Raw genomic sequence first — 20,188 nt, 5'->3', positions numbered from 1 at the left:
ACTCGAACTTCCACGGGCTTTCGCCCACAACGACCTCAACGTTGCGCGTCTACCAGTTCCGCCACGGCCGCACGTGATTGAATGCCGCCGGACGGGCCGGTGGCTGGCAGGCGAGCGCCCCTAGCAGCGGGCTTTCATGAACGCAATCAGTTTCCCGGAGCGGCGGCGGTGAAGCTCAGCTTCACCGACCGCGAACTGGTCGGCACGTCGAGCTTGGCGCTGTCGAAGTTCATCGCGCCCCCGGGCGCAATCGTGCGCTGGTCGGGCTTGATCGTCCATTTATAAACCGGACGGTCCGACGCGTCGCGCAGTTCGGCCAAGATATCGGGGACCGACTGGCGCTGGCCGGTCGGGTTCTTCACCTGGCCGCCGATCGCGAACAATTCGCTGCCATTGGGCAAGTCGCGGCGGTCCGGCTTTTTGAGATTGACGAACTTGAGCGGGGTTTCGCCGCCGCCGAGCGGCAGGCCCAGCATCGCGGCGAAATTGGGCAGATTGCCGAATACCAATGCGGCGGTGGCGATCAACATGAGGACACCGGCGGTGATCGCGGCGATCGTCCAGCGCCGCGCCGGATTGCGGCGCGGGCGGAACGGCGGTTCGTGGGCAAACGCATCGTAATCGTGATCAACGCCGGCATAGGCCGGGGCCGGTTCGGCGGGTGCCGCGACGATCGGCGCAGGTGGCGGTGGGGTCTGCTCGAACTTTGGGGTGGCGACCGGCTTGGTCAGCTCGAGCGCGCCGGGGGGCGGCTGGAACCAGCTATGCCGGCAATTGGCGCAACGCACCGTGCGGCCCTCTGGCCCGACCGCGCTGTCGGGGACCAGATACCGCGTATGGCATTGACCGCATTCGAGGATCATATCGGCGTCCCGCGCAAAGCCCTTCCCCTTGGCCTTGTCTGCCGAGTCCTAGGCAAGCCGCCGGGACGCGGCAAGCCTCCTGCCTTGATGACGCCGACCGTTACGTGCCATGGCGGTGGCGGGGCAGTCACTTAGCGGGTAGCATACGCCGGCATGGCGAATATCGTGCAGTTCGAGGATGTGGGGCTGCGCTATCCGGGTAGCGACGGCGAGACGCTGTCGGACGTCCATTTTACGCTGGCGTCGGGCGGCTTCTATTTTCTCACCGGGGCGAGCGGCGCGGGCAAGACGTCGTTGCTCAAACTGCTCTATCTGGCGCAGCGTCCGACCACCGGCACGATCCGCCTGTTCGGCGAGGATGCCGGCGCGTTGCCGCATGCGCGGCTGCCCGGGTTCCGGCGGCGGATCGGCGTGGTGTTCCAGGATTTCCGGCTGGTCCCGCATCTGTCAGCGTTCGACAATATCGCGCTGCCGCTCAGGCTGTCGGGGGTGCCCGAAGGCGATATAGAAGCGCCGGTGCGCGAAATGCTCGCCTGGGTCGGGCTGGCGGAACGCGGCCACGCGACGCCGCCGACGCTGTCGGGTGGCGAGCAACAGCGCGTCGCGATCGCGCGTGCGGTAATCGGACGCCCCGAAATCCTGGTCGCCGACGAGCCGACAGGCAACGTCGATCCCGATATGGCGGCGCGGTTGCTGCATTTGTTCGAATCGCTCAACCGGCTCGGCACCACGGTGGTGGTGGCGACGCACGACTTCCACTTGCTGGGTCGCATCCAGAACGCGCACATGATGCGGCTCGAGGCCGGGCGGCTGATGGATCCCACCGGGGCGTTGCGCAACCCACCGGCACGGCCCGCGCAATGAGCCTCAGCGTGATCACCGGGGCCGCCGACCGCCGCTTGCTCGACGAGCGCGGCGGCACGCGCGCGATGATGTGGATCATGGCGATCATGCTGTTCCTGACCGTGCTCGCCGCCGCGCTCGGGCTCGGCATGGTCAATGCGGCGGCCGCGCTCGACCGTCAGTTGGCGGGACGGCTGACGGTGCAGATCGTCACCGCCGATCCGGTGCAGCGCGACCGCGACACAAAATCGGTAATCGCGGCGCTCGCCGGCATGCCCGCGGTCAAGCGCGCCACACCGGTCGATCGGGCGCGGCTCGATGAGTTGCTCAAACCGTGGCTGGGCGAGGCGTCGAGCGACGCGGATGTGCCGATCCCCACGCTGATCGACGTCGATATGAGCGTCCCCGGCGAAGAATCCGCGGCGCGCGTCGCAGCAGGCGTGCGCGCCGCCGCGCCGAGCGCACGGGTCGATTCGCAGTCGCGGTGGCTGTCGCCGGTGGCGGATTTCATGCGGACGATGATCGCGGGGGCGGCGGCATTGGTGCTGCTGATGATCGCGGCGACCACCGCCGTGGTGCTGCTGGCCGCGCGCGCTGGCCTCGAAACGCACCGCGACACGATCGCGATCCTGCACATGCTGGGGTCGACCGACGTCCAGGTTGCGCGGTTGTTCCAGCGACGAATCGCGCTCGATACGGTGATCGGCGGCGCGATCGGCGCGGTCGCGGCGATGGGCGCGGTCTGGGCTATTCTTCACCAGATGGCGGGGCTTGGCTCGGAACTGGCTGGCGGCGGGGCGCTGTTGCAGCGCGATTGGCTGATTTTGGCGGCATTGCCGGTTCTCTTTGCGCTCATCGCGACGCTGGCGGCACGCGTGGCCGTGCTCAGGCGGTTGAGGCACGTGCAATGATCGTCCGCCGGCTGATCGCATTTACCGCGCTTGCCTATGTGCTGGGGTTCGTGGCGTTCATGGTGATGTTGCCGCGCCCGCGTGAGGGGCAGCCGACAGACGCGATTGTCGTGCCGACGGGCGGCCCAGGCCGGATCGACCGCGGGCTCGATCTGATCGCGCAGCATCAGGCCAAGCGCTTGCTCATCACCGGCGTCGCGCCCGGGGTGCGCCCGGCCGAACTGGCCGCCACCAACCGCGCCCCGGTCGCATTGTTCGCGTGTTGCGTCGATCTGGGGCATGAGGCGGTCGATACGCGGTCGAACGCGATGGAAACCGCCGCCTGGGTCAAGGCGCATGGGTATAAATCGGTACGGCTGGTGACGTCGGACTGGCACATGGCGCGCGCCAGCATGGAGCTTAAAGCCGCGCTCGACAGCGACGTCGCGATCGTGTCGGACGGCGTGCCGGGCGAGGCGCCGCTCGGGCTGCTGATCGTCGAATATAACAAATTGCTGTTGCGCCGGATCGCCTTGTGGACCGGGATCGGGGTGTGACGCTGCTGCGCAATATCGCGTTCTTTGCGGTGTTTTACGGCCTGTCGGTGCCGATCGTGCTGTTCGTGCCGCTGTCGGCGCTGTTCGGCCAAGGCGCGCTGGTTTCCTATTCGCGGTTCTGGGTGCTGTTTCATCGCTGGTGCACGCGCTGGCTGCTCGGCATCCGGCGCCGGTTCGAGGGGCCGCGGCCGACCGGGCAAGTGTTCTTCGCGGCGAAGCATCAATCGATCTACGAGACGTTCGATTTGATGGTTGAACTCGGCTCGCCGGCGATCATCATGCGCCGCGAATTCGAACGCATTCCGATCTGGGGCTGGGCGGCGAAGCGCTACGGCGTGATTACGATCGATCGCTCGGCGTCGGCGGGCGCGCTACGGGGCATGCTGCGCCAGGCGAAACTGGCGCTCGGGCAGGGGCGGTCGGTGCTCCTGTTTCCCGAAGGCACCAGAGTCAAGGTCGGCGAGCAGCCACCGCTCAAGTCGGGCTTTGCCGGGCTCTACAAGATGCTCGCGCTACCGGTCGTGCCGGTGGCGTCGAACAGCGGCGAGCTATGGCCCAAAAAGGGGTTGAAGCGCGCCGGCACGATCACCTTCCGCTTCGGCGATCCGATTCCTCCCGGGTTGCCGCGCGACGAGATCGAAGCGCGGGTGCACGCGGCGATCAACGTATTGGATCGCGAACGTTGAGGAAGTTGAGGGTGAATCGCGGTTTGGCGTGAAATGCGCCGCCGACGCTACCGCGACGCGCCACCAATGCGCCATCCGCGCGCCCAAACCGGACACGTGCGCGCCAGCGACGCACCGCCGAAGCGACAGCCTTATCCGTGCTTTCGCAGGAACACGGGTCAAAATGGTCGACGATGTCAAAGAGCCCAAACACGCTGTCAGGCGAAATCCAACATTGCCAGCCTAATCGTGCGTGCGCCCGAAATCGGGCGCGGCATCGTCCTGGCCCTGTTCGATGATCGAGCGGCGGACGGCGCGGGTGCGGGTGAACAGCTCGAACAGCTCGTCGCCCTTGTCCCAGCGGATCGCGCGCTGGAGCGCCGACAGATCCTCCGAAAAGCGCTGGAGCATGTCGAGCACCGCGTCCTTGTTCGACAGGAACACGTCGCGCCACATCGTCGGGTCGCTGGCGGCAATGCGCGTGAAATCGCGAAAGCCGCCGGCGGAATATTTGATGACTTCGGAGCGCGTGACCTCCTCCATGTCGCTGGCGGTGCCGACGATCGTATAGGCGATCAAGTGCGGCAAATGGCTGGTGATCGCGAGCACGCGGTCGTGATGGTCAGCGTCCATCGTTTCCACTTCGGCGCCCAGCCGCCGCCAGAATTCGGCGACGCGCTCGACCGCGGCGGGCGCTGCGTCGGCGGGCGGGGTCAGGATGCACCAGCGGCCGTGGAAAAGCGTGGCGAAGCCGGCTTCCGGCCCGCTGCGCTCGGTGCCCGCGACCGGGTGTGCCGGGACGATGGTGTTGCCGGGCAGCGCGGCCTGAAGCGCGGCCAGGACGGTGCCCTTTGACGATCCCACATCGCTGACGATCGCGTCGGCGGGCAGATCGGCGGCGATTGCTTCCGCCGCTGCGCCCATGGCGCCGACGGGGACGCACAGGATGACGAGATCGGCATCGGTGACCGCCGCGCTTGGCGTATCGGTGACATCGTCGCAGAAGCCCAGCGCCTTGGCGGCTTCGCGTACACCGGCATCGGCGTCATGCCCGGTGACGCGCACGCTGGGCATATGCGCCTTGACCGCGCGCGCGATCGACGAGCCGATCAGGCCCAGGCCGATAATGGTGAGGCGGGAAAAAGGTAACATGGCCTCTCTTACTCCGTTCGCCCTGAGCTTGTCGAAGGGCGTGCCCGGAACACGTGCTTCGACAAGCTCAGCACGAACGATTGATTTTTAGCCGGTTGCTTGAACCATCGCGCGCAGTGCCGTGGCGACGCCCTGAGTCTCGTCCGCCGTCCCGACCGTGATGCGCAACCCATGCGGCAAGCCCTGGCCCGGCAGCCAGCGGACGATGTAACCAGCGTCCATCAGCCCCTTATACGCTATCTCGGCGGTCAGCTTGCCCTCGAACAACACCAGCACGAAGTTCGCCTGACTCGGCACCGCGCGCAGGCCGGCATTGCCCATCTTCGCGATCTCGGCGGAGAACCACGCGCGCCATTCGGCGTTGTGGGCGCGGGTGTGCGCAACGAACTCCTCGTCGCCCAATGCCGCGATCGCCGCCGCGGTCCCCGCGATCGTGATCGAGAAAGGCAGGCGGATGCGGTGCATCGCGGCGATGATCTCGGGCGCGGCATAGCCCCAGCCGATCCGCTCCGCGGCAAGCCCGTACATTTTCGAGAAGGTCCGCGTGACGAGCACGTTCGAGGCCGTCTCGGCGAGCGCCACCCCGCCATCCTCGGCATCGCCCTCGATATATTCGGCATAGGCATGATCGAGCACGAGCAGGACGTGGCTCGGCAACCTCGCATGGAGCCGCGCGATCTCCTCACGCGTCGCATAGGTGCCGGTGGGGTTGTTGGGGTTGGCGACATAGACGATCCGCGTCCGATCGGTGACGCAGCCCAGGATCGCATCGACGTCGGTGGCATAGTCGTTGTCGGGGGCGATCACCGGGGTTGCGCCGACCCGCCGCGCCGCGATCTCGTACACCGCGAAGCCGTAATGGACGAAGATCACTTCGTCGCCCGGCCCGGCGAACGCGCCCGCCGCCAGATGGAGTACCTCGTCCGATCCGTTGCCATAGATGATCCGCGCGGGGTCGAGCCCATGCTTTGCCGCGAGCACCTCGCGCAGTTCGGTGCCGCTCGCGTCGGGATAGCGCTCCAGATTGCCCGATGCTTCGACGAACGCGGCGCGCGCCTTGGGGCTGGTGCCAAGCGGGTTCTCGTTCGACGACAGCTTGGCGACCTTGCGGCCATCATCGGTCGTCGAGCGCCCCGGAATGTAGGGGGCGATCGCCATGATCCATGGTTTGGGTTCGGGTCCGGACATGGCCGCGCCTATGCGCTGGCGGCGCTCGGCTTGGCAAGCTATGGCCCTGTGCAGGGGAGGGACGATGCGGGGACCGACGGCTTTTTGGCAGGCGCTCGAACGCGCACGGCACGAGAATTTGCGCGACGCTGGCGAGGCCGCGCCCGTACCGGGCGGCGACGGCCAGACGCGGCGGCAAGTGTTGCTTGCGCTGGCGGCGACCGCGGCCACCGCTGCCCTGCCGCGCCAGGCACGTGCCACGGGCAGTGGGCCGGTGGTGATCATTGGCGGTGGTATCGCTGGGCTGTCGGCCCTTTGGCATTTGACGCAGGCAGGCATCGATGCGCGGCTGTACGAAGCGCGCACGCGGCTCGGCGGACGGATGTTCACCGCCAAGGCGAAGGGGCAGCCGTCGATCGAAATCGGCGGGCAATTGGTCAACACCGACCATGCCGACATGCACGACCTGTGCCGCGAGTTCGGCATCCAGCTGATCGACCGCAAGGGTGGGACGCACCGCACGATGGTGCTCGACGGCGCGAAAGAAGTGCCCGAGCCGAAGCTGGTCGCGGGGCTGCGCGGGATCGCCGGGCAGATCGACAGTGATTCGGTCCGGCTCGACCAGAATTATGCCAAGGTGTCCGCCGAGCTCGATAAGATGTCGTTCGCCGGATACCTCGACAAATACGCCAAGCTCATGCCCGATCCGTGGGTGCGCCGCCTGATGGAGGCGACCGCGCGGACCGAATATGGCTGCGAGCCGAGCCAGGCGTCGGCGGTCGAACTGGTGTTCAACCTTCCCACGATCGACGGGCGGCGGATCGACGTGCTGAGCCGCAGCGACGAGCGGTATTTGATGGCGGGCGGCAGTTCGTCGCTGGTCGAGGCGATGGCGGCGCGGCTGGCCAGCCGCATCACCACCTATCGCCGCGCGACACGGATCGATCAGCTCGGCGGCGGCGCGCGCGTGACCTTTTCCAATGGCGAGAAGGTCGATGCCTCGGCGGTGATCGTTACCGTGCCGATCTCGATCATCAGCCGCATCGCGTTCGGCGTGCCGCTGCCGAGCCTGTGGCGCCAGTTCAACGCAGAGGTCGGCCTGGGCAAGAACGGCAAGGTACAGGCGGTGACCAATGCGCGCCCGTGGGAGAAATCGATCGGGCGCGGCGGCGAGATCTGGCAGACCGATCACGCGGCGGGCGCATCGCTCGGCTGGGATGGCGGGGTGCGGCCGGCACCGGGCGCGGGGAGCGTATGGACGTGGTTCACCGGGGGCAGCGAAGTGCTCGCCGCCGACAAGGCCGATCCGCGCGCGCTGGCGCTCAAGTTTGCCAAGCTGGCGGAAAGCGGGGTCAAGGGGATGACCGCTGCGACCGGTACGACGGTGCGGCGGACCAACTGGCACCTCGATCCCTTCTCGATGGGCGCGTACGTCAATTTCCGGCCGGGCCAGTTGACCAAGTTCGCCGACCTGATCTGGACCGAAACCGACGGCATCGCCTCGCAGCCCGTGCCGGCGGGGCCGGTCCATTTTGCCGGCGAGCATTTGTCGGATGCGTATCCCGGTTACATGAACGGCGGCGCGCAGACCGGGCGGCTTGCGGCGCAATCGGTGATCGCCGCGCGCGCGCCGGCGAGAAGGATGGGTTGAAAAGTCCTCCCCGTTTACGGGGAGGGGAACCGGCGAAGCCGGTGGAGGGGGCGGGCCGCACACGCACCGCTCGCAGCACGCCCCCTCCGTCGCGCTTCGCGCGCCACCTCCCCGTAAACGGGGAGGATTGAGTTGATGGATCGCAAAATTTCTCTAACCCCGCCCTGATGACCGACGATCAGCGTTTCGGCCTGTCGCGCCATGTCAGCTTGCCGGGGCCGCTGCGCCTCGACGGCGGCGTGCTGCTGTCGCCGGTCGATATCGCGTACGAGACGTATGGCGACCCCGCCGACCCCGCGATCCTGATCTGTCATGCGCTGACCGGCGACCAGCATGTCGCGAGCGAGCACCCCGTCACCGGCAAGCCCGGCTGGTGGGAGCGGATGGTCGGTGTGGGCAAGCCGATCGACCTGGCGCGGCACTTCATCGTGTGCGCCAACGTGCTCGGCAGCTGCATGGGCTCGTCGGGACCGGCGACGGTCAACCCCGCGACCGGCCAGCCCTGGGCGATGGCGTTCCCGGTCATCACGATCCGCGACATGGTCCGCGCGCAGGCGATGCTGCTCGATCATCTCGGCATCGGGCATGTTGCTGTGGTGGGCGGGTCGATGGGCGGGATGCAGGCTCTCAGCTGGGCGGCGACCTATCCCGACCGTGTTACCAAGGCAGTGGTGATCGCCTCGACCGCGCGCCACACCGCGCAGAACATCGCGTTCCACGAAGTCGGGCGCCAAGCGATCATGGCCGATCCCAAATGGGCTGGGGGCGAGTATTACGGCACCGGCGACGCGCCCGCGGCGGGGCTCGCGGTGGCGCGGATGGCGGCGCACATCACTTATTTGTCCGAAGCCGGGCTGACCGAGAAATTCGGTCGGAAGCTTCAGGCGCGTGACGCCAAGACCTTTGGGTTCGACGCCGATTTCCAGGTCGAAAGCTATCTGCGGCACCAGGGGCTTAGCTTCACCGACCGGTTCGACGCGAACTCCTACCTCTATATCACGCGTGCGATGGATTATTTCGACTTGGCGGAGGAGCATGGCGGCCTGCTCGCCAATGCGTTCAAGGGCACGAAGACTCGGTTCGCGCTGGTCAGCTTCGACACCGACTGGCTTTACCCGACGGCAGAATCGCGGATCATCGTTCACGCGCTCAACGCGGCGGGCGCGGCGGTGAGCTTCGTCGAATTGAAGAGCCCGTACGGCCACGATGCCTTCCTGCTCGATTCGCCCGAGTTGAACCGGGTGGTCGATGGGTTTTTGAGGGCGGCGCGATGAGCCTGCGCCCCGACCTCGCGGTGATCGCCGCCAATGTCGCCCACGGCAGCCGCGTGCTCGATGTCGGGTGTGGCGATGGGGCGCTGATGGCGGCTTTGCGCGACCATGGCTGCGATGCGCGCGGTCTCGAACTCGCTTCCGAAGACGTCGCCAGCGCGGTGGCCAAGGGGTTGTCCGTGGTGCAGGGCGATGCCGATGTCGACTTGTCGGGCTATCCCGACGACAGTTTCGATTACGCGATCCTCAGCCAGACCTTGCAGACCACGCGCGCCCCCGACGTCGTGCTCGATCATTTGCTGCGGATCGGGCGCAAGGCGTTCGTGTCGTTCCCCAATTTCGCGCACTGGCGGGTACGCGCATCGTTGCTGTGGGGCGGGAGGATGCCGGTCACGCGGTTATTGCCGCTGGCATGGTACGCGACTCCCAATATCCATCACGTCACGATCGACGATTTCCGGGCGTTGCTGAAGGAACGCGGCATCGCCGTTGAGGGCGCGTGGTTCCTGTCGGGCGACCAGCGTACCGGCGCAGCGCTGGCGAACCTGCTCGCCGAGCATGCGATATTTTTGTTACGTCGCTAGGCAAGATTGGAACCAAACCGGCCCTTGTCAGGTTTTGACATGACACTGATTTGGATCAACTCGCCTTGCCCACAGCACTTATTGTCGAAGACGAGATTTTCGTCGCGCTTGATCTGGAACGCATCCTCACCGATGCGGGATATCAGGTGACGGCGATCGCTGCCGACCGCCAGACCGCGCTGGAGGCCGGGGCACGCTGCGAATTCGCGTTCGTCGATATCAACCTGCGCGATGGCCCGACCGGGCCCGACATCGCCGCGACGCTGGCGCGCGAGCATGGCGTGAAGGTCGTGTTCGTGACCGCCAACCCCGCGCAGATCGCGCTGCCGACCGAGGCGCTCGGCTATATCCGCAAGCCGTTCAGCGAACGCGCGATCCTGGCGGCGGCGGCGGTCGCGGCGGGGGAACAGCATCCGGAAGCGGCGAACGACGATCTCATCCTGCTAGACCGCGGCGTCAACGGCGCCTGAACGCCGCCAGCGGCACCGTCACCGTCACGTCGAGGCCTTCGGGCTTCCAGTCGCGCCTGACCGTACCGCCGAGTTGCCGCACCGCACTCAACTCCATCAATTGCGTCCCGAATCCGCCAGTGGTCGTCGGTTGCGCCACCGCGGGGCCGCCTTGCTCGCGCCAGTCGAGCGTCACCGAATCATCACTTCGCGCCATCGTTACCGAGACCGATCCGTCGGGTGCCGACAGCGCGCCGTATTTGGTCGCGTTGGTCGCGAGTTCGTGGAACAGCAAGGCAAGCGGAGTCGCCGAGCGGTCGTCGATCGCCACGTCCTCGCCGCTGACCGTCACGCGGTCGCGGTCGGTCAGCTGATACGGCACGAACAATTCGCCGAGCAGCCCGATCAGGCTGGTCGGGTGATTCTTGGGCATCGAGGCGGGGCTGTGCGGGCGGACGAAATCGTGCGCGCGGCCGAGCGCGGTGATCCGGTCGCGCAGATCGCTCGCGATGGCGCCGAATTCGGGATTCGCCCGCGCCGAAAAGGCCACCAGCCCCGACACCACCGAAAAGATGTTCTTGATGCGGTGGCTCAGCTCCTGGCTGATCACCTCGCGCTCTTCGCTGGTGAGTTTCTGCTCATGGATGTCGGTGCAGGTGCCGAACCACCGCACGATCCTGCCCTCGCCATCGCGGATCGGCAGCGCGCGGCCGAGCACCCAGCGATAGGTGCCGTCGCGATAGCGCAGGCGATATTCGATCTCATACGGGTCGCCGCTGGTCAGCGACTGGCGCCAGCGCGCCCAGGCGCGCTCCCGGTCGTCGGGGTGGAACATGCCGTTCCAACCCTCGCCGTCGGTCGATCCCTCGGGCACGCCGGTGAATTCGTACCAGCGCGCGTTGTAATAATCGTGGAAGCCGTCGGGCAGCGTCGACCACACCATTTGCGGCATCGTGTCGGCGAGCGTGCGGAAGCGCCCTTCGCTGTCGTCGAGCGCGCGGCGCGCATCGTGTTCGGCATGGCGCCACGCGGCGGCGTCGCGGCTGTCGCGCAGCCGCGACGTGACGTTGTCGGCGAGCGTCGTCAGGCCCTGGCGCTGGAGTGGGGTCAGGCCATCGGGGTGCGGCTCGGTGTCGATCACGCATAGCGAGCCGATCGGGACGCCATGTTCGGTTGCCAGCGTCACGCCGGCGTAGAAACGGATGCCCGGCGCCCCGGTCACCTGCGGATTGTCCGCGAAGCGCGGATCGCGCGTGGCGTCCGGCACGACCATCATATCGCCCGTGTGCATCCCGACCGCGCAGAACGAGGTTTCGACCGGCCCCTCCGCGGCGTCATAGCCGGTGCGCGCGATGAAGCTTTGCTGCTGCTCCCCGACGATATTGACCAAGGCTACCGGGCAACCGCACAGCGCCGCAGCGAAGTCGGTGATCGTCGTGAGCGCCGCGGAGTCGCGCAACGCCTCCAGATCGTACGCCGCGATCAGCGCGTTGCGCGCGCCTTCGTCGATCTTCCAGCCCGGCGCCGCGCGGGCGGTAAGGGTGTCACTCATCCAGTGCTAACGACTGTGTAGCGAGTTGGTGCCCGCACCCTCAGAATGGCACGTCGTCATCGAGGTCGTCGGCGAAGCCGCTGCCGCCGCCGCCGAACGCCTTGCCGCCGCCCGACGACCCGCCGCGGCCCGCCGACGCGCCGGCGAAATCGTCACCGCCGCCGCTGCCGCCCCAATCGTCACGCCCGCTGCCGACCGATCCGCCGCCACCACTACCGCCGCCGCCCTGGCCGGGCGCGCCGTCGAGCATCGTCAGCACACTGTTGAACCCCTGCAGCACGATCTCGGTCGAATATTTCTCGACGCCGGCCTGGTCGGTCCATTTGCGCGTCTTGAGCGCACCTTCGATATAGACCTTGCTCCCCTTGCGCAGATAGCGCTCGGCGACGTTGGCGAGGCCTTCGTTGAAGATCGCCACCGAATGCCATTCGGTCGCTTCCTTGCGCTCGCCGGTGTTCTTGTCCTTCCACGAATCCGACGTGGCGATGCGTAGGTTGACGACCTTGCCACCGTTCTGGAAACTACGGCTCTCGGGGTCGCGCCCCAGATTGCCGACGAGAATGACCTTGTTGACGCTGCCCGCCATGGATTGTTGCCTCTGCCTTAGAGGCCGGCGAAGACCGCCAGCCAGTATGTGATTCCAGCCATGATGTAGGCGAGCGCGAACAGGTATCCAACCATGAAAGCGGGCCAGCGCCACCCATTTGTCTCGCGCCTGGTGACCGCGATCGTCGAAATGCATTGCGGCGCGAAGACGAACCACATCAGGAAGGCGAGCGCGGTGGGCAGGCTCCAATTGGCCTGAAGCTTGGCCTTCATCGCGCGGTCGCCGGCATCGCCCTCGGGCGCATCGATCGCATAAGTCGTTGCGATCGCCGCCACCGCGACCTCGCGCGCCGCCATCGCCGGAATCAGCGCGAGGACGATGTCGCGGTTGAACCCGATCGGGCGGAACACCGGCTCGAGCCCGTTGGCGATGCGGCCCGCGACCGAATAATTGACCTGCGATATGGGGCTGCCCACGGGCGCCTGCGGGAAGGTGAGCATCGCCCACAGCACGATCGTGGTGGTGGCGATGATCGTGCCGGCGCGCTTGAGGAAGATCTCGCAGCGCGTCCACAGCCCGATCGCGATGTCGCGCCAATTGGGCATCTGGTATTTCGGCATCTCCATCATGAAGCCCGACGACGCGCCCTTGGTAACGGTGCGGCGCAGCACCCACGCCGCGACGAACGCGCCGACCACGCCCATCACGTAGAGTCCGAACATCACCAGCCCTTGTAACCCGAAAACGCCACCGATCCGGGCGTTGGGGATCAGCGCGCCGATGATCAGCGTGTAGACCGGGAGCCGCGCAGAGCAGGTCATCAGCGGCGCGATCAGGATCGTGGTCAGCCGGTCCTTCTCGTCGTCGATCGTCCGCGTCGCCATGATGCCCGGCACCGCGCACGCGAAGCTCGACAGCAGCGGAATGAACGCGCGGCCGGACAGGCCGACCGACGCCATGATCCGGTCCATCAGGAACGCCGCGCGGACCATATAGCCCGATGCTTCCAACAGCAGGATGAAGAAGAACAGGATCAGGATCTGCGGAAGGAACACGATTACCGCGCCGACCCCGGCGATGATGCCGTCGGTGATCAGCGAGCGGATCGCGCCGTCGGGCATCGCCGCGGTTACCTGGCCTTCCAGCCAATGGAACCCGGCGTCGATCGCGTCGGCGGGGGCGGCACCGGCGAAGAATACCGCCTGGAACATCGCAAACAGGATGATGAGCAACAGCGCGATGCCGAACACGGGGTGTAGCGCGACCGCGTCGAGCGTGTGAGTCCAGCGGCGCACCGGTGTCTCCGACACCGTCGCCGCGACCGCGATCTGGCGCGCGCGGCGTTGCAGCGTGGCGATATCGGCGTGAAGCGTCGCGTCGCTGCGCCGCAGCGCCACCGCGCCGGGCGTGACCAGCGTGTCGAGCGCGTCCTTGAGCGCGTCGATCCCGCGCTTCCTGACGGCCACGGTCGGGATCACCGGCACGCCGAGCTCGCGTTCGAGCGCCGCCGGGTCGAGCGTCAGCCCGTCGCGTTCGGCGAGATCGACCATATTGAGCGCGACCACCAGCGGCAGCCCGAGCGCGATCAGCTGGAGCGTGAAGCGCAGATGGTTGTCGAGGTTCGACGCGTCGACCACGACGATGATCGCGTCGGGCAGCCGCTCGCCGGCTTGGGTACCAGTGACAACATCGCGGGTGACGCGCTCGTCGGGGCTCGAGGGTTCGAGACTGTAAGTGCCGGGCAAATCGAGCAACTCGACCGGCCGGCCATCGGGAAGTGTCATCCGCCCAGCGTGGCGCTCGACGGTGACCCCGGGATAATTGCCGACCTTTTGCCGCGCGCCGGTCAGCGCGTTGAACAGCGCGCTCTTGCCGGCATTCGGGTTGCCGACCAGCGCCACCAATGGGGCGGGGTGCATCCTATTCGGCGGGCTGGACGACGGCGACGTGGACCGTCGCCGCGACACGGCGGCGCAAAGCGACGGTCATCCGCCCGATCCGGCACGCGATCGGCCCGCCGCCGAGCCGCGCGCGGTGCAGCACCTCGACCCCGACGCCTTCGTCGAACCCGAGCTCGCGCAAGCGGCGCGCTTCGGGCGCGGCGAGCTGGTCCCACGCAATGTCGGCCACGGTCGCATGCGTGCGCTGGGGGAGTTGTTCGAGGCTGAGCGGAGTCGCCATATGCGACAGCTAGGCTAGCTGCGATTGATTATCAATAACGAACTAGACCGCCGGGTAGCGCAGTCGTCCGATGAACCGTGACAGGCTCGGCCGGTGCGAGGTGCGCGCGAGGAACTGGCCCTTGGCCTTTTCGAACCGCATGATCCCCTCGATCCGGCGCGACAGGAAGGCGCGCGTGTCGGCCTGGCCTTCGCTCTCGTCGTCGAGGAACACCGTTGTCGTCGCGGCATAGACCGCGCCGAGCATCGCACGCTTGGTGTAATGGTTGTAATCGGTCGCGGTGTCGCCCGCTGCGCGCCACATCGTGTCGGCGGCCCGCCAGCCGAGCTTGGCGCCGTGCACCGCGTTTTGCGGCATGGCGAGGATCGCGAGTGCGCGGCGCAGCGTCTCGCGGTGCGGGGCGAGGCTGTCGAGCCGCGCCTCGACCAACGCAGCGATCTTGTCGCGGACCTTCATGTTGCCGAGCCGTTCGGGCGGCAGCTTTTCGGCCATCTCGCGGTCGATATGCGCGAACCACGCATCGATCATCGCCGCCGCGTCGGGCAACGCGAGCAACGCGATGTCGCGATCCACGCCGAGCGTATCGGCGGCCAAGTCGCGCGCGGCCGCCTTCCATCCATCGAATGCGGCATTGTCGGCGACGAGTGGCGCGAGCGCGTCGCGGATTTCGGGGATCGTCGGGTCGGCGGGGAGCGTCATGCCGCCTTATGCCTCCGCGACGCCTTCGGGGGCAAGCTCCTGCGGGTCAGACCGGGCGCGGCGGACGAGCACCAGCGCGATCGCGACGAGGACCGCGCCGATCAGGTCGACGCCGTCGAGCTTCTCGCCATAGCCGATCCACCCGATCGCGGCCGCTACCACGGGCTGGATGAGGAGGCCGATGCCGACAACCAAAGGCGACAATTGCCCGAGCGCGAAGATCATCATGCCCTGACCGAGCACCTGGCTCGCCAGCGCCAGCGCGATCAGCGGGGTCCAGTGGTGCGGCATGACCTGTTCGCGCATGAACATGGCGAACAGCAGCAGCGGCAGCGCGCTCGCCAGCGTCGACACGGCCAGCGCGGGGATCGGCGCCATCGTATCCCTCGCGCGTGCCATCGCCGCGAAGTAGAAGGTGTAGAGGAACCCCGCGAGCAGGCAGAGCAGGTCGCCCGCCAGATGCTCGGGCGCGATCTGGAACGACCGTCCCATCAGCAACGCCGCGCCGACCAGCGCGAGCAGCAGCGCGAACCCCTGCATCCGCGACGGCCAAGCGCGGGCGATGAGGAAGCCATAGACCGGGAAGAACAACGTCGCCGAATTGCCGAACAGGGTCGCATTGGCGAGGCTCGTCTTGAGGATGCCGATATGCCAGCTTGCCAGGTCGGCGGCGAAGCACAGCCCGCCGACCGCGATCGCGATCCACACGCCTTTAGCCACCCCCGCCGGACGCCAGCCGCCCGCGAATGCCATCGCCACCAGGATCGGTGCCGCCAGCGCGATCCGCCAGAACCCCGCCGCGACCGGACCGACATCGGACAGGCGCACGAACAGCGGCCCGAACGCCAGCGCGACGTTCGCCACCACCAGCGCGGCGAACGCAAACGGGCTTGTCGCGCTGACAGCTTTTCTTGGCTCGTCGCTCTGGTGCATGGCGCCCCATAACACCTATCTCCGGCGCGTCGCCTACAAAGGGAGTTGCCACTTGCCTACGCTTTTCGATCCGATCCAGCTTGGCGATATCGCCGCGAAGAACCGCATCCTGATGGCGCCGCTGACGCGCGGCCGCTCGACGAACGAGCATGTCCCGACCGACATCATGATCGATTACTACCGCCAGCGCGCCGGCGCCGGATTGATCATCACCGAGGGCACTGGCGTCAGCCGGCTCGGGCTCGGCTGGCCCAACGCGCCGGGGCTGTGGACCGATGCGCAGGTCGAAGCGTGGAAGCCGGTGACCGAAGCGGTGCACGAGGCGGGCGGCAAGATCGTCGCGCAGATCTGGCACATGGGGCGGCTCGCGCGGCCCGACGTGACCGGGCTGACCCCGCTGTCCTCGTCGGTGACGCGGGCACCATATCACAAGCCCGAAAACCCCTATGCCGAGGCCCGCGCCGCGACGATCGATGACATTCGACAGGCGCAGGACGATTACGCCGTTGCCGCGCGCAATGCGATCGCCGCGGGGTTCGACGGGGTGCAATTGCACGGCGCGAACGGGTATCTGATCGACCAGTTCCTGCGCGACGGTACCAACTTCCGCGACGACGACTATGGCGGCAGCCCGGAGAACCGCATCCGCTTCATGCGCGAAGCGGTCGAAGCGGTGATCGCCGAGGTCGGCGCGGGGCGCACCGCGATCCGCCTGTCGCCCAACGGCGAAACGCAGGGCGCCGACGACAGCAACCCGGAAGCCGTGTTCGTGCCGGCCGCGAAAGCGCTGAACGACCTCGGCATCGCGTTTCTCGAACTGCGCGAGTTGGGGACGACCGGCAGTTTCGGGACCAGCGACGTGCCCAAGCTCAGCCCCAAGATCCGCCAAGTGTTCAAGCGTCCGCTGATTCTCAACCAGGAATATACGTACGAACTTGGAGAAGCCGACGTCGAAAGCGGGCTGGCCGACGGGATCGCCTGGGGGCGGAAATACATCTCCAATCCCGATCTGGCCGAACGCTTCCGCGTCGGGGCCGAGCTTGCGCCGGACAACTTCAAGACGTGGTACACGCCGGGCCCGGAGGGGTACATCGACTACCCAGCCTTGGAAGCCGTGCCCGCGCAATAAGCCGATCGGGCGGTCCCGGCCGAACCGGAACCGCCCGTATCAGATCATCTGCAACGAACGTTGTCCTGGTCGATCGCCGCTCCCGCAGCGGCACCCGCCGCCGCGCCGAGCAGGATGCCGAGCGGCTCCGACCGGCCCGAGGTCAGTGCCGCGCCCAGCGCGCCGCCGGCGATCCCGCCGACGATGAGCCCGGTGGTGCCGTCCGACCGGCGGCAATAATAGCGCCCGTCGCGGCCCGCATAGATGCGGTCGTTGCGGCTCAGCCGGCGCTCACGATAGCGTTGATTGTCGACATAATATTGGTCGGCATAATAGCCCTGATATTGCGGATCGGGGCGATTGTAATCGTAGTTGCGATAGGTCCGGTAACTGGTGTTCGGCCCGTCGTCGTACATCGTCGAGCAACCGGTCAACGCGGTCGCGGCGGCCACAAGGCCGAGGGTGAGGCTACGCATGGTACATCCTTTGTGTTGCCCCCGCCGATGCCCGTTCAATGCCTGAGCAGGCGTAATGGTTGCGCGAGCGAATCGATTGGGGCGCTTTCCGCCAGTTCGTATTCCCGCGAAGGCGGGAATCCAGGGTAACCGAGCGCATCGCCCGTAACCCTGGGCTCCCGCCTTCGCGGGAGAACGGGTGGATTATTCCGCCGGGGTCAATTCCTCGCGCCGGGCATCTTCCGTGAACCCTTTATCGACCCCCGCGGGCGGGCGCAGGCTCTCGCGCTCCGCCGCGGTCGGGATCGCGGTCGGATCGGGCCGGAAAGCCTCCGGCGCGCGGTCGGTGCCGGCGGGCTGGGCGTCGAGCGCCAGGTCGGGCGCGTCATGCCCCTCGATCGACGGGAAGAAGCGGTCGAGCCACCCGAAACGCAACGCCGCGCCGACCGCCGCGGCGGCGAGCCCGATGACGGAAGCGGCGCCGATTGCGCGGTTGCGGGTCGAATGGTTGGGCTTGAAGCGGCCGTTGCTGCCGCGGGTCTGTCCGGTGTTGGCCATGATCGGTCTCCCTTGGATGCGATGTGCCGGTTTCAACGGGCTGGATGAGCGATGGTTGCGGCGGCGGCGGAAGATTACAAAGATTACACCCTCCCTGGGTTCCGCCGGGCATCCGTTGGCCGAAAGTGAGGAAGGGACGCGGCAGCCGCCAATGCGAATGTTCCCAATGTTCGCACTGCCCGGGGATCAAAGCCCGCAAACATCCCGGGGTGACGACGCCGGATGGGAGCGGAAAACGACAAAAGCGACACCCTCCCCCAAGGCGCACAGCGCAAGATCGTGACGGCCGTGTGGCGCAGGCGGTGCGTGGGGGGCGTGTACGGCATCGGCGTCCTTCGATCGTCGGCGTGACAAGAGGACCGTCCATATATGGCATCGGGCAGGTTGTAGGAAAGCGAGTTCTCCATCCCCAAAAAAAACAAAAAGGCGCGGCGGGCCGATGCCCACCGCGCCTTCCCCTCTCCGGGGGGCAGAGAGACGTGTTACTTGTTTTCGAGGGCGTGCTTCAGGTCGCGCATCTCGTCGTGGCCGGCCTTGACCGATTCCCACGCCGCGCCGATCGCCGAGCGAGTTTCGGCGGTCAGCCCGTCGTCCTGCATCGCGTCCTCGAACTTGGCCTTGATATGGTCCTCGCCGCGCTCGACCTCATTGACGATCGCCTGGTCGTCCTGGCCGGTGACGGCGGACTTGAGGTTGAGAAACACGCGGTGCGCGCCGGCCAGCGCGGTGCCGTCGTCCTCCGGATTGCCGCCGAGCCGCGACACTTCGGCCTGGAGCGAGCTGGCGACCTGACGGCGCTCGCCCGCGCGGCTGGTGAACATCTGCGCATAGCGGCCGTTCTCGGCATCCTTGGCGGCCTCGGTATAGCCGTCGACGCTGTCGATCGTGGTGGCGATCAGGCCGTTGAGCGTGCGGATGTCATGGCTGGTGTCGGTCACGGGTTACTCTCCTCGGGGGATTGGGGAGCCGGGTGAACGCGTAAAGGCGGAGATGGTCGCGCGGCACGCCGCGTTTTTTGCACTGATGGAGGTTAGGCGCGCCGGCGAGGATTTTAGCGAAGGCTAAAATTGAGCGACCTAGGCGCCCGCGGCTGGCGGCGCCGCGTTTTGGCGTTTAGTAACTGTTACCGTACAATCCTCGATCTTATTTGGAGTTTCGCGAACAGAGAGGCATTTTGCCGAAAATACCGGAGAAGCGTCAACTCGAGGATCTTGGAAATCTTTATAGTATATTTGTCGAGCAGATTGGTCATGCGCAGGATCAATCTGGGACGACCCTAGTAAAAAACCTTGCAGTTTCGGTATTTGCGCTGGAGATATTTAAACGAAGTCGTTTAAATCGAGTTGACGCGATTTCGGCGATTGTTAATGCTGCGCGTCAAAGATGGCCTGAGCTGATGAACTGGGGAAAAGATACGGTACAAAAGTATCGCACGACATCGTGGAGCTTAAAGCTGGAGAAAGAAGTCACGAGATTCGACGAGAATGCTTGGCTAACGAGCAATTCATTTCCAAATGACGTAAAGCGGTTTCTTAAAGAGGTCGATGAAGGAAAGCTTATCAGGGAAAATGAGGAACCCCCACTTCCATTATAAACGTTAAGGTTCCGGCTAGGCCGCCTCGACTTCCCGTTTGCCCTTCGCGCCCAACAACCCCTGCAAATACCGCCCGGTAAACGACCGCGGCTCCTTCGCCACATCCTCGGGCGTGCCAACCGCAACAACCTCGCCCCCCTTGACCCCGCCCTCGGGCCCCAGGTCGATCACCCAGTCGGCGGTCTTGATGACGTCGAGGTTGTGCTCGATCACCACCACCGTATTGCCCTGGTCGACCAGCGCGTGGAGCACTTCGAGCAGCTTGCGCACGTCCTCGAAATGCAGGCCGGTGGTCGGCTCGTCGAGGATGTAGAGCGTGTTGCCGGTCGCGCGGCGCGACAATTCCTTGGCGAGCTTGACGCGCTGCGCCTCGCCGCCCGACAGCGTCGTCGCCTGTTGCCCGACCTTGATATAGCCGAGCCCGACCTCGACCAGCATCGCCATCTTGTCGCGGATGCCGGGGACGGCC

At 66.5% G+C, this 20,188-nt stretch carries 23 protein-coding genes; 10 read left to right on the top strand and 13 right to left on the bottom strand.

All coding sequences use genetic code 11. The features are described 5' to 3' along the window. Window positions 1-146 precede the first annotated feature (146 nt). Entirely contained in the window at window positions 147-863 is a 717-nt protein-coding gene (locus JWM94_RS13220; RefSeq protein WP_299427796.1) for a zinc-ribbon domain-containing protein, read from the bottom strand. A 153-nt stretch (window positions 864-1,016) separates the two neighbouring features. Here JWM94_RS13220 and ftsE point away from each other — a divergent pair, with 153 nt between their 5' ends. From ftsE to JWM94_RS13200, 4 genes are read left to right on the top strand one after another with little or no spacing between them, the layout of a single operon-like run. Next, window positions 1,017-1,727 (top strand): cell division ATP-binding protein FtsE, encoded by a 711-nt coding sequence (gene ftsE / locus JWM94_RS13215; RefSeq protein ID WP_299427793.1) that lies wholly within the window; start codon window positions 1,017-1,019, stop codon window positions 1,725-1,727. Continuing rightward, the gene (locus JWM94_RS13210; protein ID WP_299427790.1) at window positions 1,724-2,617 is read left to right on the top strand and encodes an FtsX-like permease family protein; all 894 of its coding nucleotides are present in this window, start codon (window positions 1,724-1,726) and stop codon (window positions 2,615-2,617) included. Before ftsE ends, JWM94_RS13210 begins: the two co-directional genes overlap by 4 nt. Continuing rightward, window positions 2,614-3,153, top strand: coding sequence for a YdcF family protein (locus JWM94_RS13205; protein WP_299427787.1), 540 nt, complete (start codon window positions 2,614-2,616; stop codon window positions 3,151-3,153). The genes JWM94_RS13210 and JWM94_RS13205 overlap by 4 nt, the downstream gene beginning before the upstream one ends. Next, a complete protein-coding gene (locus tag JWM94_RS13200) occupies window positions 3,150-3,839 on the top strand; it encodes a 1-acyl-sn-glycerol-3-phosphate acyltransferase (RefSeq protein ID WP_299427784.1) in 690 nt (229 codons plus the stop codon). Before JWM94_RS13205 ends, JWM94_RS13200 begins: the two co-directional genes overlap by 4 nt. A gap of 222 nt (window positions 3,840-4,061) precedes the next feature. Here the strand turns inward: JWM94_RS13200 and JWM94_RS13195 are convergent, their stop codons facing one another. Next, window positions 4,062-4,970, bottom strand: a complete 909-nt coding sequence (locus JWM94_RS13195; protein WP_299427781.1) for a prephenate/arogenate dehydrogenase family protein — start codon at window positions 4,968-4,970, stop codon at window positions 4,062-4,064. 87 nt (window positions 4,971-5,057) lie between these two features. Continuing rightward, window positions 5,058-6,158 (bottom strand): histidinol-phosphate transaminase, encoded by a 1,101-nt coding sequence (gene hisC / locus JWM94_RS13190; protein WP_299427778.1) that lies wholly within the window; start codon window positions 6,156-6,158, stop codon window positions 5,058-5,060. A gap of 64 nt (window positions 6,159-6,222) precedes the next feature. On the opposite strand from hisC, the gene JWM94_RS13185 reads away from it, so the two are divergent. The 4 genes from JWM94_RS13185 to JWM94_RS13170 all read left to right on the top strand — a co-directional run bounded on the left by JWM94_RS13185 (window position 6,223) and on the right by JWM94_RS13170 (window position 10,113). Further along, window positions 6,223-7,788, top strand: coding sequence for an NAD(P)/FAD-dependent oxidoreductase (locus JWM94_RS13185; protein WP_299427775.1), 1,566 nt, complete (start codon window positions 6,223-6,225; stop codon window positions 7,786-7,788). Between the two features lie 167 nt (window positions 7,789-7,955). Then, complete coding sequence (locus JWM94_RS13180; RefSeq protein WP_299427772.1) at window positions 7,956-9,062, top strand: homoserine O-acetyltransferase; 1,107 nt, start codon at window positions 7,956-7,958, stop codon at window positions 9,060-9,062. Then, window positions 9,059-9,643 (top strand): methionine biosynthesis protein MetW, encoded by a 585-nt coding sequence (gene metW, locus JWM94_RS13175; protein WP_299427769.1) that lies wholly within the window; start codon window positions 9,059-9,061, stop codon window positions 9,641-9,643. The genes JWM94_RS13180 and metW overlap by 4 nt, the downstream gene beginning before the upstream one ends. Before the next feature lie 65 nt (window positions 9,644-9,708). Beyond that, the gene (locus JWM94_RS13170) at window positions 9,709-10,113 is read left to right on the top strand and encodes a response regulator (RefSeq protein ID WP_299427766.1); all 405 of its coding nucleotides are present in this window, start codon (window positions 9,709-9,711) and stop codon (window positions 10,111-10,113) included. On the opposite strand, the gene JWM94_RS13165 is transcribed toward JWM94_RS13170, so the two are convergent. The 6 genes from JWM94_RS13165 to JWM94_RS13140 are packed head-to-tail and all read right to left on the bottom strand — an operon-like array spanning window position 10,100 to window position 16,004. Further along, a complete protein-coding gene (locus JWM94_RS13165) occupies window positions 10,100-11,644 on the bottom strand; it encodes a PAS domain-containing protein (RefSeq protein WP_299427763.1) in 1,545 nt (514 codons plus the stop codon). The genes JWM94_RS13170 and JWM94_RS13165 overlap by 14 nt on opposite strands. 40 nt (window positions 11,645-11,684) lie before the next feature. After that, complete coding sequence (ssb, locus tag JWM94_RS13160) at window positions 11,685-12,230, bottom strand: single-stranded DNA-binding protein (RefSeq protein WP_299427760.1); 546 nt, start codon at window positions 12,228-12,230, stop codon at window positions 11,685-11,687. 17 nt (window positions 12,231-12,247) lie between these two features. Next, on the bottom strand, window positions 12,248-14,110 hold the full coding sequence (gene feoB, locus JWM94_RS13155) for a ferrous iron transport protein B (RefSeq protein ID WP_299427756.1): 1,863 nt from the start codon (window positions 14,108-14,110) through the stop codon (window positions 12,248-12,250). Window position 14,111: 1 nt separating this feature from the next. Next, on the bottom strand, window positions 14,112-14,372 hold the full coding sequence (locus tag JWM94_RS13150) for a FeoA family protein (protein ID WP_299427753.1): 261 nt from the start codon (window positions 14,370-14,372) through the stop codon (window positions 14,112-14,114). A gap of 42 nt (window positions 14,373-14,414) precedes the next feature. Continuing rightward, window positions 14,415-15,071, bottom strand: a complete 657-nt coding sequence (locus tag JWM94_RS13145; protein WP_299427750.1) for a COQ9 family protein — start codon at window positions 15,069-15,071, stop codon at window positions 14,415-14,417. A gap of 6 nt (window positions 15,072-15,077) precedes the next feature. Continuing rightward, on the bottom strand, window positions 15,078-16,004 hold the full coding sequence (locus JWM94_RS13140; RefSeq protein WP_299427747.1) for a DMT family transporter: 927 nt from the start codon (window positions 16,002-16,004) through the stop codon (window positions 15,078-15,080). A 52-nt stretch (window positions 16,005-16,056) separates the two neighbouring features. Here JWM94_RS13140 and JWM94_RS13135 point away from each other — a divergent pair, with 52 nt between their 5' ends. Further along, window positions 16,057-17,133, top strand: coding sequence for an alkene reductase (locus tag JWM94_RS13135; RefSeq protein ID WP_299427744.1), 1,077 nt, complete (start codon window positions 16,057-16,059; stop codon window positions 17,131-17,133). Window positions 17,134-17,177: 44 nt separating this feature from the next. Here the strand turns inward: JWM94_RS13135 and JWM94_RS13130 are convergent, their stop codons facing one another. From JWM94_RS13130 to JWM94_RS13120, 3 genes are all read right to left on the bottom strand, one after another. Next, window positions 17,178-17,588, bottom strand: coding sequence for a glycine zipper 2TM domain-containing protein (locus JWM94_RS13130; RefSeq protein ID WP_299427741.1), 411 nt, complete (start codon window positions 17,586-17,588; stop codon window positions 17,178-17,180). Window positions 17,589-17,771: 183 nt separating this feature from the next. Beyond that, window positions 17,772-18,125, bottom strand: coding sequence for a hypothetical protein (locus JWM94_RS13125; RefSeq protein ID WP_299427738.1), 354 nt, complete (start codon window positions 18,123-18,125; stop codon window positions 17,772-17,774). Between the two features lie 482 nt (window positions 18,126-18,607). Further along, complete coding sequence (locus tag JWM94_RS13120) at window positions 18,608-19,063, bottom strand: PA2169 family four-helix-bundle protein (RefSeq protein WP_299427735.1); 456 nt, start codon at window positions 19,061-19,063, stop codon at window positions 18,608-18,610. Between the two features lie 236 nt (window positions 19,064-19,299). On the opposite strand from JWM94_RS13120, the gene JWM94_RS13115 reads away from it, so the two are divergent. Then, the gene (locus JWM94_RS13115; protein WP_299427732.1) at window positions 19,300-19,719 is read left to right on the top strand and encodes a hypothetical protein; all 420 of its coding nucleotides are present in this window, start codon (window positions 19,300-19,302) and stop codon (window positions 19,717-19,719) included. A 15-nt stretch (window positions 19,720-19,734) separates the two neighbouring features. Here JWM94_RS13115 and JWM94_RS13110 read toward each other — a convergent pair. Beyond that, the coding region (locus JWM94_RS13110) for an ATP-binding cassette domain-containing protein (RefSeq protein ID WP_299427729.1) at window positions 19,735-20,188 on the bottom strand (454 nt) is incomplete at its 5' end.

Source organism: Sphingomonas bacterium (assembly GCF_028289855.1).
Taxonomy (GTDB): domain Bacteria; phylum Pseudomonadota; class Alphaproteobacteria; order Sphingomonadales; family Sphingomonadaceae; genus Sphingomonas.
Note: the sequence above shows the minus strand (reverse complement) of the source record. Positions and strands in the feature narration are given on the sequence as shown.